The organism is Streptomyces sp. NPDC041124 (assembly GCF_055592385.1).
The window spans coordinates 495824-511584 of sequence record NZ_JBVIYR010000004.1; the positions used below are offsets into that span (position 1 = coordinate 495824).

11 protein-coding genes are annotated in these 15761 nt (G+C 73.9%); 8 read left to right on the forward strand and 3 right to left on the reverse strand.

The window, feature by feature from the left end:
* The first annotated feature begins 155 nt into the window (after positions 1–155).
* Complete coding sequence (locus ACZ6A9_RS13840) at positions 156–1376, forward strand: PucR family transcriptional regulator (protein ID WP_468984123.1); 1221 nt, start codon at positions 156–158, stop codon at positions 1374–1376.
* Positions 1377–1383: 7 nt separating this feature from the next.
* Here ACZ6A9_RS13840 and ACZ6A9_RS13845 read toward each other — a convergent pair whose 3' ends face one another.
* From ACZ6A9_RS13845 to ACZ6A9_RS13855, 3 genes are all read right to left on the reverse strand, one after another.
* Positions 1384–1992: a carboxymuconolactone decarboxylase family protein gene (locus ACZ6A9_RS13845; RefSeq protein ID WP_468984125.1), complete on the reverse strand. Its 609-nt coding sequence runs from the start codon at positions 1990–1992 to the stop codon at positions 1384–1386.
* 108 nt (positions 1993–2100) lie between these two features.
* On the reverse strand, positions 2101–3210 hold the full coding sequence (locus ACZ6A9_RS13850; protein ID WP_468984127.1) for a hypothetical protein: 1110 nt from the start codon (positions 3208–3210) through the stop codon (positions 2101–2103).
* Complete coding sequence (locus ACZ6A9_RS13855) at positions 3207–4271, reverse strand: beta propeller repeat protein (protein WP_468984128.1); 1065 nt, start codon at positions 4269–4271, stop codon at positions 3207–3209. Before ACZ6A9_RS13855 ends, ACZ6A9_RS13850 begins: the two co-directional genes overlap by 4 nt.
* Positions 4272–4544: 273 nt before the next feature.
* Here ACZ6A9_RS13855 and ACZ6A9_RS13860 point away from each other — a divergent pair, with 273 nt between their 5' ends.
* The 7 genes from ACZ6A9_RS13860 (at position 4545) to asnB (ending at position 15744) form a co-directional block, all read left to right on the forward strand.
* Positions 4545–6236 carry a serine/threonine-protein kinase gene (locus tag ACZ6A9_RS13860; protein WP_468984133.1) on the forward strand — a complete coding sequence of 564 codons (1692 nt, stop codon included), beginning with the start codon at positions 4545–4547 and terminating at the stop codon, positions 6234–6236.
* Between the two features lie 478 nt (positions 6237–6714).
* A complete protein-coding gene (locus tag ACZ6A9_RS13865; protein ID WP_468984135.1) occupies positions 6715–8193 on the forward strand; it encodes a sugar transferase in 1479 nt (492 codons plus the stop codon).
* 73 nt (positions 8194–8266) lie between these two features.
* Complete coding sequence (locus ACZ6A9_RS13870) at positions 8267–9583, forward strand: nucleotide sugar dehydrogenase (RefSeq protein ID WP_468984138.1); 1317 nt, start codon at positions 8267–8269, stop codon at positions 9581–9583.
* A complete protein-coding gene (locus tag ACZ6A9_RS13875; RefSeq protein ID WP_468984140.1) occupies positions 9573–10847 on the forward strand; it encodes a glycosyltransferase family 4 protein in 1275 nt (424 codons plus the stop codon). Before ACZ6A9_RS13870 ends, ACZ6A9_RS13875 begins: the two co-directional genes overlap by 11 nt.
* Positions 10844–12211, forward strand: a complete 1368-nt coding sequence (locus ACZ6A9_RS13880; RefSeq protein ID WP_468984143.1) for a Wzz/FepE/Etk N-terminal domain-containing protein — start codon at positions 10844–10846, stop codon at positions 12209–12211. The genes ACZ6A9_RS13875 and ACZ6A9_RS13880 overlap by 4 nt, the downstream gene beginning before the upstream one ends.
* Entirely contained in the window at positions 12208–13809 is a 1602-nt protein-coding gene (locus tag ACZ6A9_RS13885; RefSeq protein WP_468984145.1) for a Wzz/FepE/Etk N-terminal domain-containing protein, read from the forward strand. The genes ACZ6A9_RS13880 and ACZ6A9_RS13885 overlap by 4 nt, the downstream gene beginning before the upstream one ends.
* A 3-nt stretch (positions 13810–13812) precedes the next feature.
* Positions 13813–15744, forward strand: coding sequence for an asparagine synthase (glutamine-hydrolyzing) (gene asnB / locus ACZ6A9_RS13890; protein WP_468984148.1), 1932 nt, complete (start codon positions 13813–13815; stop codon positions 15742–15744).
* Positions 15745–15761: the final 17 nt, after the last annotated feature.

Below are 15761 nucleotides of genomic sequence, written 5' to 3' on the forward strand. Positions count from 1 at the left end.
TGTGACCACTTGTGTCCGTACGCACAGGGCACGTCACCCCGTTGTCACTTCACTGACAAGCGCCGTCGCGCGATCCGTAGTCCGCTGACGGGCCGTCACACCGACTGGGCGGTACGGTCTGCGGGCCCCTGATGTCCCCATGCCGAGGAAGCCCCATGGCCGACAGCGCCCGCACCAGGCCCGGGCCTCCCCGGGACGACGCCCCACTCAAGGACCTGCCGGCCGAAGTCCTGGACCGCCTGCGGCCGTTCCTCGCGGAGGTCACCGAGGAGGTCGTACGGGCCATCCGCACCGAGATCGCCGAGTACGCCCGCCCGATGGACGAGACGTACATGCACGTGGTGAACCGGGGGGTCGAGCAGGCGCTCGAGGGCTTCCTCGCCCGGCTGTCCGGCTCGGGTGTCGACTGGGAGGACGTCAGGGCCACGTATCAGCGCATCGGCAGGGGCGAGGCCGAAGAGGGCCGCAGCCTCGACTCGTTCCAGGCGGCGCTGCGGCTCGGCGCCCGCGTGACCTGGCGGAAGGTGAGCGAGCTCGCCGAGGTCCACCGGCTGCCCCCGCACCTGCTGATGGCGTTCGGCGAGACCATGTTCCTGCACCTCGACGAGATGGCGGCGGCCACCACCAGCGGCTACACCGAGGCCCGGCTGCACGCGGCGGGCGAACTGCAGCAGCGCCGCAGCCGGCTGATCGACCTGCTCACCGCCGACCCCCCGGTCTCGCCCGAGGCGATCGCCGACCTCGCGCGGACCGCGCGGTGGCCACTGCCGCGTGACCTCGCCGTCGCCGTCACCGATCACACCGGGGAGGCGGACTCCGTGCGCCCCATCGTGCCGCCGGAGTTCCTCGCCCGGTTCGACGGACAGCCGGGCATCGTCGTGGTGCCCGACCCGGAGGGCCCCGGCCGGGAGCGGGCCGTCGCGGGGGCGTTGCGCGGCCTGCGTGCGGCGCTCGGACCCACCGTCCCGCTCGACGCGGGCGCCCGCTCGCTGCGCTGGGCCCTCGACGCCCTGGGCCTCGCACGGCGCGGGGTCCTGCCCGGTACCGGGCTGGTCCGGTGCACCGACCACCTGGCCACCCTGCTGCTCTTCCGGGACGAGGAGCTCGTCGACGCGCTCGCCCGGCAGCGCCTCGCTCCGCTCGACGCCGTGCGCCCGCCCCAGCGCGAGCGGCTCGCCGAGACCCTGCTGTGCTGGCTGAGCTGCGCCCGCAACGCCAGCGAGGTCGCCCAGCGCCTCGCCGTGCACCCGCAGACCGTCCGCTATCGGCTGCGCCAGCTGGAGGAGGTCTTCGGTGAGCAACTGCGTGATCCCACGGCACAGTTCGAGATGCAGATCGCGTTACGCAGACTGCGTCTGCGGCCCTCCGGGGAGTGAGTTCCTGTCAGGTGGTCGTTCCCCGCGCGGGACGCCGGTCGACCTGGACACCGACCGTGTTCAGGGTGAGGGCGATCATGACGTAGTGACCGATGAGCATGCACAGTTCGAGCGCCTCGTCGTGGGTGCAGTGGTCGCACAGGGCGGACCAGGAGGCGTCGGTCAGGGTTCCGGTGGCGAGGATCTCGTCGGTGGCCCGGACCAGGGCGTCCAGGCGGGGGTCGTCGAACCGCGGTGACTCGGTCGCCGCGGCCTGCTTGTGGTGCTCGGGCACTCCGGCGGCCGTGGCCATGGGGCTGTGCAGGGACCATTCGTAGACGCAGCCCCGCCGCCAGGCCACTCGGAGGATGACGAGTTCCTTCTCGGCCACCGGGAGGCGGCCCTTGAGGAGGATCTGGGAGAGGAACACGGCGTGCGCGGGGAAGATGCCGCCCAGCCGGGCCAGGGTGCGGAAGACGTTGTAGTCGTGCGGGGCCCGGGCGCGCCACCGGATGACGCGCAGCACCAGGCGGGCCGTGAGGCCCAGCGAGCGGGGTGCGGCCGGGGCGACCCGGGCGTGGGGCGCGAGGTGCCAGTCACCGGCCGGCAGGTCTTCGGGTACGGAAGGTGCGGTCACGGCGAGCGTCCCTTCGGCGGACGGAGGTCACGGCGGACGGGGAGCCGGGCTCCCCGTCCGCCGCCCTTCTGACGTGTGCCGTACGGCGGGCGTGTGCCGTACGGCCGCTCAGCCGAACCGCAGGATGCGCGGGGCGAACGTGCCCTCGGGGCCGTCGGCCTGGCCGACCGACCACACCGTGCCCGTGCCGGGTACGGGTGCCAGCGCCAGGGTGCGGGACTCGCCCTCCCCGGCCACGGACGGTTCGGCGTACTCGGTGAAGGACCCTCCGTCCCAGGCGAGGAAGTCCGGGCCGGGGACCAGCGGCGGATAGCTGCCCGGCGGTCCCCATCTCATCGAGGAGCCCACCGCGACCCAGCCCAGCTCCCCGGAGGGTGCGGGTGCCAGCGCGCTGACGGAGCCGAAGTCGGTGGGCACGCTCACCCTGGTCCACTGTTCACCGTCCCAGCGTGCCAGCAGGGGCGGGATCGGTTTGCCCACCGGGCCGCCGACGAACCCGGCCGTGCCGCCCGCCCAGACCTCCGTCGGCGAGACGGCGAGCACGCTGCCGACGGCCGAGCGCGGGAACCCGTCCACGACGGTGAGTGTCCACTCCTGCCCGTCCCAGTGCGACACGGCCGCGCCCGAGGCGCCGGCGCCCGCCGCCCAGACGTCGTCGGGTCCCAGGACGTGCAGCCCGTACACGGACTGTTCCGGTACCGGGACGTCCCTCCAGCCGTTCCCCGTCCGGCGCAGCAGCGCCTGTGCGCCGTCGCGGGAACCGGTCAGCCAGGTCTCCCCGCCGCCGGTGACGACCTTGGTCAGCGCGACGCCGCCCGGCGGCCGGCTCTCCCGCCAGGCCGTTCCGTCGAAGCGGAGCAGCCGGGCGGCGCCCGCCGTGTCCCGGCCCACCGCCCACACCTCGTCCGGTGAGGCCGCGGCGACGGAGAGCAGCTCTCCCTGCCAGACCTTCCCGGGCAGGCTCTGCCGCTGCCACGAGGTTCCGTCCCAGCGCAGGAGCAGCGGGAAGCCCGGCGCCGTGCGGCCGACCGCGTCGGCGCCGACCGCCCAGGCCCGGTACGGCCCGAGGGCCGCCGCGCCGGTGAGCCTGGCCTGCGGGCGCACCTGGTCCGGGACGGGGACGTGCTGCCAGGACGCGGTGCCGGCGGTGGCCGGTGTCATGAGGGCCGTGACGGCCAGGAGGGCGGCGAGGAGCGCGACGAGAAGTCTGCGGGTCACGACCGGCCTCCCAGGCGCTCGCTCATCAGGTTCGGTTTCGAGCCGTAGATCTCGGCGGTCCCGAAGGACAGCAGTGCGGACCCGGCGGCCGCCAGGGCCTGCGGCCTGACCTCGATCGCGTTCGGGCGCTCGGGACCGTAGGAGAAGGTGGTGCGGGCGCCGTTCACCGTCGCGTACTTCGACTGGAAGGCCCGGTCGCTGACGACCGGCAGCCACAGCGCGCCGTCGGGGCCGCGCGTCAGGGCCTCGGTGGAGGTGTCGCCCAGGGGTGGGTACGTGGTGCGCCAGGTGGAGCCGTTGCCGGTCGTCAGGTACGTACGGGCCACGCCGTCGGTGTACCGGCTGCCGCCGATCGTGACCCGGCCGGACGGTTCGGGCAGGATCGTGTGCACGTTGCTGTCCGGCGGCAGCGGCACCCCGGCGTCGCGCCACGCCGTGCCGTCCCAGCGCAGGACGCCGGCCCCGGTGGTGGTGTCCGCCCAGGCCCAGACGTCGGTGGCCGTGCGCGCGGTGATCCCCATCAGGTAGTACACGCCGTCCGGGACGGACTGTTCGGTCCAGCCGGAGCCGTCGTGGTGCAGCACCTTCAGCCCGGTGTCGTCCTCGCCGACCACCCAGGCCGCGCCCGGTACCGCGGCGAAGTCCTGGTACGTCCACAGGGTCCGGGGCAGCGGGACGGTGCTCCACCCGTCCGCCGACCGGCGCAGGATCTCTCCCGCCCCGTCCCGGCCGTGGAGGATCCACACCTCGTCACCGACGAACTGCGCCTTGCCGAGCCAGCCGGACTCACCGGAGCCGGGGAAGGACGTGTCCCTGCTCCACGCGGTGCCGTCCCACCGGTACAGCACGGGGCGCATGAGACCGTCGACGTCCTCGTTCCCGGTGGCCCATGCCTCCGCGGGCCCCCGGGCCGCGAGGTCGGCCACCCGCACCGACGGCCCCGCCGCCGGCACCTCCAGCACCGACCAGTTCGTCTTCGTCGTAGCAGCGGCAGTCGGTGGCACGGCCGCCGCGGCGCAGGCGATCACCAGACACACGATGAGTGCGCGAAGTCCGTTCACTGGCCCCCCAGAGCGCGAAGGCCGCACACATTATTGGCATGCACCCGCCCAACAATAGGCGGCATCCGGCCATTCGCGGCCCTCCGCCGTCCCGGCGCGGTGGGCGAGCCCCGTGCCCCGGGCGCGGTCGTCTCGGTCATGGTGATCACCTCGTACGTCCGGCACGCCGCTCACGAGCGGGCGCACGACATGAGTTTCCGTACCCATGTGCCGCGCCCGGTGCGGTGATTAGGCTGCCGCCGCACGGGATGGACACGGGAGGCGGGGGAAGGCATGCGGCCGGTCGGCGTTGAGGGTGGCCCGGAGCCGCTCAGGGGAGGCGATCCCCGGGAGATCAGCGGCTATCCGTTGTACGCCCGTCTCGGTGAGGGCGGCATGGGCACGGTGTACCTGTCACGCACCCGCGGGAACCGCCCGGTCGCGCTCAAGGTCATCCGCCGGGAGCACGCCGAGGATCCGCAGTACCGCCGGCGTTTCGCACGGGAGGCGCAGGCCGCACGGAAGGTCGCCGGATACCACCTGGTTCCGGTGCTCGACTTCGACACCGAGGCCGAGCAGCCCTGGATCGCCACCGCGTACCAGCCGGGCCTGCCCCTGGGCTCCGTCCTCGACTCGCACGGCCCGCTCCCCCTCACGACCGCCCTGCAGATCACCGGGTGCGTGGCACGGGCGCTGCACGCCGTGCACACCGCCGGATACGTGCACCGGGACGTCAAGCCGGGCAACGTGCTGATCGGGGCGGACGGACCCTGGCTGATCGACTTCGGCATCGCCCGTTCGGCCGGCTCCACCGACCTGACGGCCACCGGCGGGCTGGTGGGCACGCTGCGCTTCATGTCACCGGAGCACGCGCGCGGCAGGGAGCCGGGGCCGCCCAGCGACGTGTTCTCCCTCGGGTTGCTGGCCGCGGTCACCGCGACCGGGCGCCACCCCTACGGGGACGGCGACGGCATGGGCATCGCCGCCTCGATCGCCGCCACGGACACCAGCCCGCCCGTCCTCGACGACTACCCGGAAGCCGTGCTCCACGTCCTGCGCTCCGCTCTCGCCGCCGACCCCGGCCGGCGGCCTGACGCGGCCGGGCTGGCGGCCCTGTGCGAGGAGGCGGCCGGACGGCCGCTGACCGACTTCGACGACTGGCTGCCGGGACCCGTCGCCCCGGCCGTGGCGTCAGCGGAGTCGGAGGTGTCCGCGCTGCTGCGGGCGCGCACGCCGGGCCCTCCCCCACCCCCGGCGCCGCCTCCCGCGCCCGCCGGTTTCGGGCCGCCCCCGCCCATGCCCATGCCTACGGTGCCCGGCCGCGGGGAGCCGGTGCGCCGCCGCGGGCGGGCGCTGACCGCCGCCCTCACCGTTCTCGCCGTGGTGGCCGCGACCGCCGCCGCCGCCGTGTGGTGGCCGGAGGGAACGAAGGGGAGGGAGGGCGCCACGGACAGCGGCGGCGGCACCCCGTCGACCGCCCGGCCGCACGACTCCCAGCAGCAGCCGTCGGCGGGCGGCGAGCAGGGCGCGCGCCCCGTTCCCAAGGCCCCTCCGGGCTACCGGCTGCTCTTCGCCGACAAACCGTTCACCTTCACCCCGCCCCCGGGGGACGACCAGGCCAACCACCTGGACCTCGACGTCCCCCGGTCCACCTACCTGGACCGGGGAGCCCTCCCGGGACCGGCGGAACTCGTCTACACCTCCGACGGCTGGCTGGGCAGCATCCTCGTGGTGGTCGGGGAACGGAAGACCGTCTGCACGGAGGAACAGCAGACAGCCGTCCTGCCCCACCCGCTGCCCGCCGCCGAACTGCGCCTGGGCCGGCAGGTGCGGACCGGCACCGTCCTGTGCGCCGTGACCAGCAACGACAACGTCGCGGAGGCGGAGATCACCGAGATCGTCCCGGGCGAGGGCGCCGACGGCCTCCCGACGTACAAGGGATACGTCACCGCCTGGAAGCCCCCCGCACCGGTCCCGCGGGACTGAGGCCGTCCCACCGGGCCGGACACCGCTCGGCGCATCAACTCCCCACGCGTGAACACAATTTGCACACAACCCCTCTTCATATCGGCCCCGCATGGTCTAGATTGACCGTGCTTCAGATGTTCGGGCACGAGGCGACCAAATGATCTATGGGTCCGGCGTTGCGGAAAGCACGAGGTCACATTCCGACGCCGGACGTGGGGGTGATCAATTCCTGTAGCCCGCAAGCGGCTTCGGGTGCGGGGAGCAGCCGGGGTCCCGAAGGGTTTTCACGCACACCTCGAGAGTTCGGCAGGGCGGCTCGCGTCGCTGCCGCCGGGGTGGGTCGTTCACGCAGTTCTGCGACAGCCGGCACGTCATGCGCGGAGGCGGGGGCCTCACGCGGGGAGGAACAGCGCGGCACGGGGGGCGGGGGCCTCCCGGGGGTGGGAGGAACAGTGTTGGGCGAACACGTCGAACCACTGGGGACCTGGGGGGTTCTGTGCGGCAAGGGGGATTACTCAGCCCGTTTCCGTCGACGCGCGGGCGTCCGGCGGACGGGACGATCAGCGGGCCCGCGATCGACTGGGAGCAGCGGTACCGCCGTACGGTGATCACCGGCGACACCGTGGCCACGGCCTTCGTAGTGGCGGGAATCGGCAATTTCTTCGGGGCGCGGGACGCGGCCGACTGGCACGAGAAATGGGGGATTCTCGCATTCGGCACCTGGCTGCTGGTGCTGGGGGCGCTGGCGGTGAGCCGGTCATGGGCTCCGGCCGTTCTCGGCCAGGGAGCGGAGGAATTCCGCCGGCTCGGACGCTCGCTGTTCATGGCGACCGTCGTCCTGGCGCTCGGCGGAATCGCGCTCACCTCGCGCAACATCAAGTTATGGATCTTCGTGGCGATTCCCGCGATCGCGATCGTCACCATGACCGAGCGGTATCTGCTGCGCCTCTGGCTGCACAAGGAGCGCAAGGAAGGCCGGTGTCTGAGACCGGTGCTGGCGGCCGGCAGCCCGGCCACCGTGCGCGACCTGATCACCCGGACCCGCAAGTTCCCGCACCTCGGCTGGCGGGTGGACGCCGTGTGCACCACGCAGGGCGCGGGGGCCGACGGTGACCGGCTCGACGGAGTGCCGGTCGTCGGCCGGCTGACGGACGTCGCGGGTCACGTCCACCGCGACGGCTACCGCGTCGTCGCGGTCACACCGGACCCGCACTGGTCACCCGAGCGGCTCCAGCGGCTGGCCTGGAGCCTGGAGGGCAGCGACACCGAGATGGTCGTGGCCCCCGTGCTGATGGAGGTGGCCGGTCCCCGGCTGCACATCGACGCGGTGCTCGGGATCCCGCTGCTGCGGGTCAGCATGCCGACCTTCAGCGGCGGCCGCCGCGCGGTCAAGGGGGTCGTCGACCGGCTGGGCGCGGCGCTGCTGCTGATCCTGTTCGCGCCGCTGATGGTGTGCGTGGGGCTGCTCGTGGCGACGGACAGCCGGGGCGGGGTGTTCTACCGCCAGCGCCGCGTGGGCAAGGACGGCCGCGAGTTCACCATGCTCAAGTTCCGCACCATGGTCCCCGGGGCCGACCGGGCCCGCGCCGAGCTGATCCACCGCAACGAGGGCGCGGGGCTGCTGTTCAAGCTCCGCAGGGATCCGCGGGTGACCCGGGTCGGGACGGTGCTGCGCCGGTACTCGCTCGACGAACTGCCGCAGCTGTTCAACGTGCTCACCGGTTCGATGTCCCTCGTCGGCCCGCGGCCCCCGTTACCGGAGGAGTCCGCGGCCTACGGCCCGGACATCCGGCGGCGGCTGCTGGTCAAGCCCGGACTCACCGGCCTGTGGCAGATCAGCGGACGCAGCGACCTGTCGTGGGAGGAGACGGTCCGCCTGGACCTGCGGTACGTGGAGGACTGGTCGCTCGCCCTGGACACGGTGATCCTGTGGAAGACGCTGCGCGCGGTGATCCACGGGCAGGGGGCCTACTGATGCGGGACGGCCGAGGACCGGCCGGCGCGCGGACCGCAGGCCGTGAGGGCCTGCCTGGGGGGAGGAACGGGTCATGAGAATCAGCGTGTTCGGGCTCGGCTACGTGGGCTGTGTGTCGGCCGCGTGCCTGGCCGACATGGGGCACCGGGTCGTCGGGGTGGACGTCAACCAGGTGAAGGTCGACCTGGTCAACGACGGCAAGGCCCCGGTGGTCGAGGAGCGGATCGGCGAGCTGACCGAAGGGGTCGTGCGGAGCGGGGCGTTACGCGCCACGGGCGACGTCCGCGAGGCGATCATGGACAGCGAGGTGTCGCTGGTCTGCGTGGGCACCCCCTCGGAACCCAACGGCAGCCTGTGCACCACCTATCTGGAACGGGTCACCGAGCAGATCGGCGCGGCGCTCGCCGAGCGGGGCGGGCGGCACACCGTGGTGTTCCGCAGCACCATGCTCCCCGGCACCTGCCTCGACCTGCTGGTGCCGATCCTGGAGAAGTACGTCGGCGGCACGGCCGGCGTGGACATCGGGGTCGCGGTCAACCCGGAGTTCCTGCGCGAGGGCACCAGTGTGCGGGACTTCTTCGACCCGCCCAAGACCGTCATCGGGGAACTCGACCCGGCCAGCGGCGACGTCGTGGCGGCACTGTACGAGGGTCTGCCCGGCGATGTGTTCCGGGTGCCGATCCCGACGGCCGAGGCGATCAAGTACGCGGACAACGCCTTCCACGGCCTCAAGATCGGCTTCGCGAACGAGCTGGGCGCGGTGTGCCAGGCCCTCGGGGTGGACTCGCACCAGGTCATGGACGTGTTCCTGGCCGACCGCAAGCTGAACATCAGCCCCGCCTACCTGCGCCCCGGCTTCGCCTTCGGCGGCTCCTGCCTGCCCAAGGACCTGCGCAGCCTGGTCCACGCGGCGCGCCGCGCCGACGTCTCGGTGCCCATCCTCGCCCATGTGCTGCCCTCCAACTCCGACCACCTGCAACGGGCGGTGGAGCTGGTGGAGCGCACCGGCAGGCGCCGGGTGGGGATGTTCGGGCTGTCCTTCAAACCCGGCACCGACGACCTCCGCGAGAGCCCGCTCGTGGAACTGGCGGAACGGCTCTTCGGCAAGGGGTACGACCTCAGGATCCACGACGCCAACGTGAGCCTGTCCCGGCTGCTCGGCGCGAACCGCGAGTACATCGAGACCCGGCTGCCGCACCTCGCGCAGCTCCTCGCGGACTCCGTCGAGGAGGTGCTCGAACACGCCGAGGTGTGCCTGGTCGGGACCAGGGACCCGGCCGTGGTGGCGGCGCTGCCCCGTGGCGGCGGCCCGCTGATCGTCGATCTCGTCCGCCTTCCCGACGCCGAGGCGCGCCGGACCGAACCGGGGTACGTGGGCCTTGCCTGGTGACACATCGTTCGACGACGCGGCCGGCGACGGCCGCACGGACCGGCGCGCGCTGATCCTCGTGGAGAACCTGTCGGTGCCGTTCGACCGGCGGGTGTGGCAGGAGTGCACCACGCTGCGCGACGCGGGCTGGGAGGTCCACGTCATCTGCCCCCGGGGAGCCAAGCGGGACACGGAGCCGGAGGCCGTGATCGACGGGGTGCGGATCCACCGCTACCCGCTGCGCGCGGCCACCGGGGGCCCGGCCGGCTACCTGCGGGAGTACGGATCGGCGCTGTGGCACACCGTGCGGCTGGCCCGGAAGGTCGGCCCGGTCGACGTCGTCCACGCCTGCAACCCGCCGGACCTGCTGTTCCTTCCGGCGCTGTGGATGAAGCGGCACGGCGCGCGGTTCGTCTTCGACCAGCACGACTTGGTGCCCGAGCTGTACCTGTCCCGGTTCGGCCGCGGCAAGGACCTGCTGTACCGCGGCGTGTGCGCGCTGGAGCGGATGACCTACCGGGCGGCGGACGTCGTGCTCGCCACCAACGAGAGCTACCGGGACGTCGCGGTGCGCCGCGGCGGGCGGCGGCCCGAGGACGTGTTCGTGGTGCGCAGCGCCCCGGACACCGAACGGTTCCACCCGGTGGCTCCCGAGCCGGAGTTGAAGCGCGGCAAGCCCCATCTGCTCTGCTACCTCGGCGTGATGGGGCCGCAGGACGGCGTCGACTACGCCCTGCGAGCGCTGGCGAAGCTGCGCGACGAGGTCGGACGGAGCGACTGGCACGCGGTGTTCGTCGGCGGCGGCGACACCTTCGACGCGATGGTGGAGCTGTCCGGACGGCTCGGGCTCTCGGACCAGGTGCAGTTCACCGGGCGCGTCCCGGACGCCGACCTGGTGCGCTACCTGTCCACCGCGGACGTGTGCCTCTCCCCCGACCCGCACAACCCGCTCAACGACGTGTCGACCATGAACAAGGTCCTGGAGTACATGGTGATGGGCCGGCCGGTCGTCTCCTTCGACCTCCGTGAGGCGCGCGTCTCCGCCGGTGACGCCGCCCTCTACGCGCCCGCGAACGACGAGGGGGCGTTCGCCCGGCTCGTCGCGCGGCTGCTGGACGAGCCGGAGACACGGTCCCGGATGGGCAAGATCGGCCAGGAGCGGATCAACGGGCCGCTGGCCTGGCGCAACTCGCAGGCGTCGCTGCTCGCCGCGTACGCCGCCGCCTGCCGTGACCGGTCCCCGGCACGCGGCCCGCGCCGGGCAGGGAAGAGGCCGCGCCGTTGAGCGAGGACACGATACGCCTGGTCACGATCGGGCGGCTGATCCGCCGGCGACGGCGACTGCTCGCCGTACTCACCGTGCTGGGCGCGCTCGTCGGCTACGGCGCCTCCCTGGTGTTCCCGCCGCGGTACACGGCGTCGGCTTCGGTCCTGCTGCCGGGTGCGTGGGAGGAGCGTGAACTGCTGACCCAGGTGGAGATCGCGACCAGTTCGGTGGTGGTGGACCGCGCCGCCGCAGAACTCGACCGGGACGGGGTCGGGGGCGGCGACCTGCGGGACCGGGTGGCCGCCAGGGCCGCCGAGGGGAACATCATCGAGATCTCGGGCACCGCCGACACCCCCGGACGCGCGCAGCGGCTCGCGGACGGGATGGTCGAGAGTTACGTCGCCTTCGCCGCGCGGGTCGTCGGCGACGCCGGCGCCCCCGAGACGGCGGCGCGGCCGGAGGAGCTCCGGCAGCTGGTGCTGCGGACCAGCCGCCGCATCACCGAACTGGCCGACGCGGCCGACCCGGGGCGGACCGTGGAGAGCGTGCAGACCCGCACCGAGCTGGCGAAGCTGCGCACCGCGCTCCAGGAGGCCGTCACCAAGCTGGACCAGTCCGACCCCGCGAGGGCCCGGGCCGGCATGGTCGTCATGGGGCCGGCCGCCCGCCCGGACGGCGAGGCACCGCCCACCAGGCTGCACCTCGTCGCCGCCGGGGCGCTGTCGTTCCTCCTCCTCGCGGTCGTCGGGCACCTCACCGCCGCCCGGATGAACCGCCGGCCGCGCACCGCACCGGAGATCGCCGCGGCGCTCCGCTCGACGCCGCTGGGGACCGTCGACGTACCCGGTGGACGGCCCGCGCACCGGCCCGGGGAGCCGGGCCCGCGGGCCCGGATCGGCCGGCTGCTCGGCACCGGCACCCGGTGGGACGCGCCGACCCCGCGGGCATCCGGCGACGAGGCCGGCCGCCGGCTCCGCTACCGGCGGGTGTGCGCCCGTCTCCGGGACCGGCTGCCCGCCCCCCGACGGCTGCTGGTCCTGGTCCCCGACGGCGACGGGATCGCCCTGCGGGCCGCCGAGCGGCTCGCCGCCGAGGCCGGTGACGATCCGGGCCTGCGGGTGGTGGAGGTACCGGTGTCCCGGCCTGTGGTGCCGGACCGCGACGACGCGTCCGGCGCCGTCGTCGTGCTCGGCGCGGGCGAGTGGACCGCGGAGGAGCTCACCGGCCTCGCCGAGGCGTGCGCGGAGGCGGGGCACGAGGTCGTCGGCGTCGTCCTCGCCGACCCGGTGCCCGCCGCTCGGGCAGGGACCGCCGGCCGTGCCCGGGACACCGCGGTGCCGGCACTCGCGGTGGGCGAGGCGACGACAGGGGGTTCGGCATGACGACGCCCGCGACACCGGACGCGCCGGCCTCCGCCCCGCTGCTGGACCTGCACTCCCTGGTCGTCGCGGTGCGCGGACGGCGCCGCCTGTGGTCCGCCCTGGCCCTGCTGGGGCTGTTCGCCGGCGCGGCGGTGGCGGTCCTCCTGCCGCCGCCACCGACCGCGGTGACCAAGGTGCTGGTCGCCCACCAGCAGGACCAGCCGAACGACCCCGGGACGCTCATCCGCACCGACGCCGCCCTGCTGCACACCACGCGGATCGCCGGTGAGGCCCTGAAGGCCATGAAGTCCGCGGAGGAACCAGAGGACTTCATGGAGGACTACGAGGGCCTCGGCCTGACCAACAACCTGCTGCAGATCACGGTCACCGGTGACAGCGACGCGGAAGCGGTGACCCGCGCCGGGGCGCTGGCCGACGCGTTCGTCGGGGACCACGTGCGGCGGATCCGGGAGGCCGCGAACGCCGAGGCCGAGACCCTGCTCGAACAGCAGGGCCGCATGCGGGAGGAGCTCGACCGGGTCAACGAGGCGATCGGGGACGGACCGCCGCAGGGCAGGCCGCAGGATGCGGCGGACATGGAGTCGCTGTTCGCCCGCCGGGCCGAACTCACCTCCCGCATCACCGACTTCGGGCAGCGCGCCGCGGAGGCGCGCGTCGGCACGCCCCGGCTGGTGGCCGGCACCCGGATCGTGGACGCGCCGCGCGTGGTGCGGCACTCGCTGCCGAGGACGGCCGCCACCAATGCCGCGATCGGGCTCGTCCTCGGGCTCGCCCTCGGCCTGGCGGTGGCGGCGGTCACCTCGGTGGTGGCGGACCGCCCCGTACTGCGCCGGGACATCGCGGCGCACCTCGGCGCCTCGGTGATCGCCGAACTGCCCCGCCGGACGGCCGCGCCGTGGCGGCGCCGCCGGACCCGGGCGGCACGCGCCCGGCTCACCACGTCCCTGACCCGCAGCGTGCGCGGCTCCGCGGAGCCGGTGTCGCTGCTGGAGCTGGGCTGCGCGCGCGCCGCGAGCGACCTCGCCCTGGACCTCGCCCGCGCGCTGGCGGCGGAGCAGCCCGTGGTCGTCGTCGACGGTCTGCCGGGCCCCCAGCTCTCGGACCGCCGCCCGAAGCCCGGTGACCCGGCCGTGGTCGACGGCGGGCGGGCGGCGGACGTGCCGGCCGGGGGGCGCGGGCTGGGCGTCGGCTCGGTGGCGCCGGGCACGGCGTGGACCGACCTGCGCCACCTCGGCACCCGGACCGTGCTGGTCGTGCGGGCCGGACACGCCGGCACGGCGTGGCTGCACACCGTGGCACGGCAGCTCGCGGAGCAGCGCGTCGCGGTCATCGGTGTGGTGCTGATCGACCCCGATCCCCGGGACCGGACCGACGGCACGCTGTGGGACGGCCCGCCCACCGGCCGGGCTACCGGTCAGCACACCGGCCGGCGCACCGGCCCTCAGGCCGGCCCGCCCGGCCACGGCGAGCGGCCGGCCCGGTGGAACGGCGGGGGTACCTCCCACGCCGTCCAGGCAGTGGGGGACGGCCCGCGGCGGACCGAGCGGCAGCCGACGGCGGCGGCACGGGCCTTGGACAGTGACCAGGAGGCGCGGTAGTACATGTGTGGCATCGCAGGCACGTACCGGTGGCCGGACGGCAAGGCCGTCACCGACCGGCTCACCGACACCCTCGCCCACCGCGGCCCGGACGGGGCCGGACGGTACAGCCACTCGGTGGGTGACGGCGAGGTGCACCTCGGGCACCGCCGGCTGGCCGTGGTCGACCTGTCCGGGACCGGCGCCCAGCCGATGGTCTCCGGCGGCCTCGCCCTGACGTACAACGGCGAGCTGTACAACGCGCCCGAGCTGCGCGCCGAACTGGAGTCCGCCGGGGTGCGCTTCCGCGGGACCTCCGACACCGAGGTGCTGCTGGAGGCGTGGCGGCGCTGGGGCACGGACTGCCTCCCCCGGCTGCGCGGCATGTTCGCCTTCGGCGTCTTCGACGAGCGGACCGGGGAGCTGGTGCTCGCCCGCGACCAGCTCGGCATCAAGCCGCTGTTCCTGCTGCGCCGCGGCGAGTCACTGGTCTTCGCCTCCGAACTCAAGGCGCTCGCCGCCGTGACCGGCGGGTCGCTGGAGGTGGACCACGCGGCGCTGGTGGCCTCGCTGCTGTACTACTGGGTGCCGGACTCGCGGTGCGCGTTCCGCGAGGCGGAGAAGCTGCCGCCGGGGAGCTGGCTGAGGTGCCGGCCCGACGGCCGGGTGGAGCGCGGCCGCTACTGGAACCTCAGGGACGTCGCCGCCGAGGCCGCGGAGCGGGCCCTGGCCGGCGAGGTGCCGGACGTCGCCGCCGTCGTGGAGGAGTCGACCCGGCGTCACCTGCTCTCCGACGTCCCCGTCGCGACCTTCCTCTCCGGCGGCCTGGACTCCAGCTACCTGACGGCGCTGGCGGCCCGGGACCGGCCCGGGATCTCGGCGTACACGATCGGGTTCCGCGCCGAGGACGCCCGCTTCGAAGCGATGCCGGACGACCTGCGCTACGCCCGGCAGGTGGCCGGGCGGTTCGGGGTCGACCTGCGCGAGATCGAGATCGCGCCGGACGTGCTCGACCTGCTGCCGCGGATGACGTACCACCTGGACGAGCCGATCGGCGACCCCGCCGCGATCAACACGTTCCTGATCTGCTCGGCCGCCCGGGAGGCCGGGGTGAAGGTGATGCTCTCGGGGATGGGCGCCGACGAGCTGTTCGCCGGGTACCGCAAGCACCTGGCCAACCTGCTCGCCCTGCGCTACCAGCGCGTCCCGGGACCCCTGCGGCGCGGCGTGTCCGGCGCCGTGGACCGGCTGCCGGTGGCCACGGCCCGCCGGGGGTACCGGTCGGTGCGCTTCGCGAAGCGGTTCCTGTCCTTCGCCGACCTGCCGGAGGAGACCGCGTTCCGGCGCAGCTACACCCTGTACGACCGGCAGGAGCTGCTCGCCCTCGTCGATCCGGACCTCGCCGGGACGGTCGACGACGTGCTGACCGAGCACGCGGACGTCTACGCGGACAACGGCCTCGACGACTTCGTCAACCGCATGTGCCTGGCCGACGCCCGCATGTTCCTGCCGGGCCTGAACCTCGCCTACACGGACCGCTCCAGCATGGCCGCCTCGACCGAGGTGCGGGTTCCCTACGTGGACGTGGAGGTGGTGAAGGCGGCGTTCGCCGTGCCCGGCCGCCGCAAGATCGCCGGGCGGCAGGGGAAGGCCGTGCTCAAGGAAGCGGCCCTCTCCGTCCTGCCCCGGGAGATCGTCCACCGGCCCAAGGGCCTGTTCAGCGCCCCGCTGCGGGCGTGGATGAGCCGGGACCTGGCGCCACTGGTGCGCGAGGTGGTCAACGACGGCGAGCTCGTCCGCTCCGGCTTCCTGCGCCGTGACGCGCTCCGACGGCTCGTCGCCGAGGACGCCGCCGGGCAGCAGGACTTCTCCAAGCATCTGTGGCACGTGCTGACCCTCGAGTACTGGTACCGCGGCGCGACCTCCGGGTCCGGCCAGAACTCCCCGACGGCGTAGAGAACAAGAGGACTTCG

Bases quoted from the DNA above. Each gene is read 5' to 3' on its own strand.
- ACZ6A9_RS13840 (WP_468984123.1), top strand. From the start codon at position 156: ATGGCCGACAGCGCCCGCACCAGGCCCGGGCCTCCCCGGGACGACGCC.
- asnB (WP_468984148.1), top strand. From the start codon at position 13,813: ATGTGTGGCATCGCAGGCACGTACCGGTGGCCGGACGGCAAGGCCGTC.
- ACZ6A9_RS13870 (WP_468984138.1), top strand. From the start codon at position 8,267: ATGAGAATCAGCGTGTTCGGGCTCGGCTACGTGGGCTGTGTGTCGGCC.
- ACZ6A9_RS13885 (WP_468984145.1), top strand. From the start codon at position 12,208: ATGACGACGCCCGCGACACCGGACGCGCCGGCCTCCGCCCCGCTGCTG.
- ACZ6A9_RS13860 (WP_468984133.1), top strand. From the start codon at position 4,545: ATGCGGCCGGTCGGCGTTGAGGGTGGCCCGGAGCCGCTCAGGGGAGGC.